Raw genomic sequence first — 1,913 nt, forward strand, 5'->3', positions numbered from 1 at the left:
GGAACAGTTCTTCTTGTCTCTGCAGCCCTTTCTTTTTCAAAAGAGGTGGACACAACACAAATTCCTCCTACCATGACTTTCAATGGTACAAGGGGATTAACCCAAACTCTGTCAGGAGAAGCACTGGGAGCGGGAAGACTCACTGTAAATGTTTCCGGTAACTGGTACCAGCAGAAAAACTCAATACCGGGTGCACCAAACAAGGGCACCAACGTTGGTACCGGTAAAGTAGCATTCTCCTTTGCTACAAGCGACTATATTGAACTCTTTGCAACCCTCTCCTTCTTTGGACTCAACAAATATGACTACAGCAACAGTTCCGGTTTAGGTTCCATCACCGGAGGAGTTCAGGGAATGCTGCCTCTCCCGGCAGAAGCTCCTTTCAGACTTGGAGCTCAGCTTGTATTGATTGGCGGAACAGCGGCAAATCAGATTAATAAAAACAGAGCCGATGGGTTCAACTATTTCGACACCCGCATCGGATATGATATGATGGGCAGGCTGATAGAAAGCTTTATTTATGGAGATGAAAAAACTGCCCTGAAAATCATGCTCAATCAGGCATTTGTTACATCCGTTGAAGAATCAAAATCCAATCTGATGATTCTCTCCGCTGGCATTCAGGGTATCTTCGGTCGGTATGTAAGCCTGGGAGTAGAATTGAATTCCCGGACCTACCTGCACGATGTGGAGTTTTCTTCTGATCCGTTCTGGATCACCCCGTCTTTTACTATCAGAAGTCCCTATTTTGTTTCCTTCACTTTTGGATCCGACATAGCACTTTCAGAGCCTCGCCAGAAGGTTCAGGATAAATATGCACTTGAGAAGTTCAGGCTTTTTGGCGGCATAACTTTCTCTGTTGATGTTCTGGAACGTAAACGGAGAGAAGCTGCTGAAAAAGCTAAGCAGGAAGCGCATGAAAAAGCGGAACTGGAACGCAAAGCAAAACAACTTGAAGAAGAGTCAAGTGCTCTTGCCAAAAAGGCACGAGAGGATTCTCTGGCTCAGCAGCGCCGGGCAGATTCGCTCGCTCAGGTTGCTCAGCAGTTGGCCGAGAAGACCCGTAGAGACTCTATCGCTCTGGCTGACTCTCTTACGTTGGTAAAGAAAAAACTCGAAGAGGAGAAATCAAAACGTTCTGAAGCTGAAAAACAGTTACTCTCCACTGGTATGCTGCTGCTTGATGCTGTTTATTTCGAGAGTGGGAAAACGGAAATATCCATTAACTCACGCCCATATCTCAATATAATCGCAAAAATGCTTGAGAAATATCCCAAGCTGCTCATTGAGGTTGGCGGACACACCGATAACATCGGCAGGTATGATAAGAACATGATGCTGAGCCAGATGAGAGCAGAATCGGTTCGCTCGTATCTGGTGAGTGTATCTCCAAACCTGCTTCAGAGGCTAACAGCAAAAGGATACGGTCCTGATCTTCCAAAGGCATCAAACAGCACTGCCGAAGGACGAAAGGTTAACAGGCGTGTAGAACTTAAAGTGATCAATACCGATGCTTTGAAGGAATACAATCAGTAAAAAAGGCCGGAATACATTTAACCGTGAAGGCACCTCTTAATGGGGTGTCTTTTCTTTTTTCAGATAAACCAGTACATTTGTGTTTCTGACTTTTGTGTTTGACATGGCGCTAACTGTTTTTCATTTCAAAGAGTACTTTTTTATCTTAGAGATGAATTAATGATTTAAGCTCTTTTTCATTTACCCCGGAGATGATTTATTGAACATGCCTTTAATCAGCAAGTTATCTCAGGGGCGAATTTTCCCCTCTGCGCCGCTCATCCCAAAGGTGAATCTATTACTCAAAACTGCCCCGGTTTTTGCTACTCTCTTTTTACCCTGAATAACCCTCAGGATACACACGTGTATAGTAAAGGAGGACACATGGCGACCAAACC

The 1,913-nt window shown here is 44.6% G+C and carries 1 protein-coding gene; it reads left to right on the forward strand.

The window, feature by feature from the left end; genetic code table 11:
- On the forward strand, positions 1-1,536 hold a 1,536-nt coding region (locus GX089_16640), incomplete at its 5' end, for an OmpA family protein (protein NLP04124.1).
- Positions 1,537-1,913 lie beyond the last annotated feature (377 nt).

The sequence above is a fragment of the Fibrobacter sp. genome, assembly GCA_012523595.1.
Lineage (GTDB): Bacteria > Fibrobacterota > Chitinivibrionia > Chitinivibrionales > Chitinispirillaceae > JAAYIG01.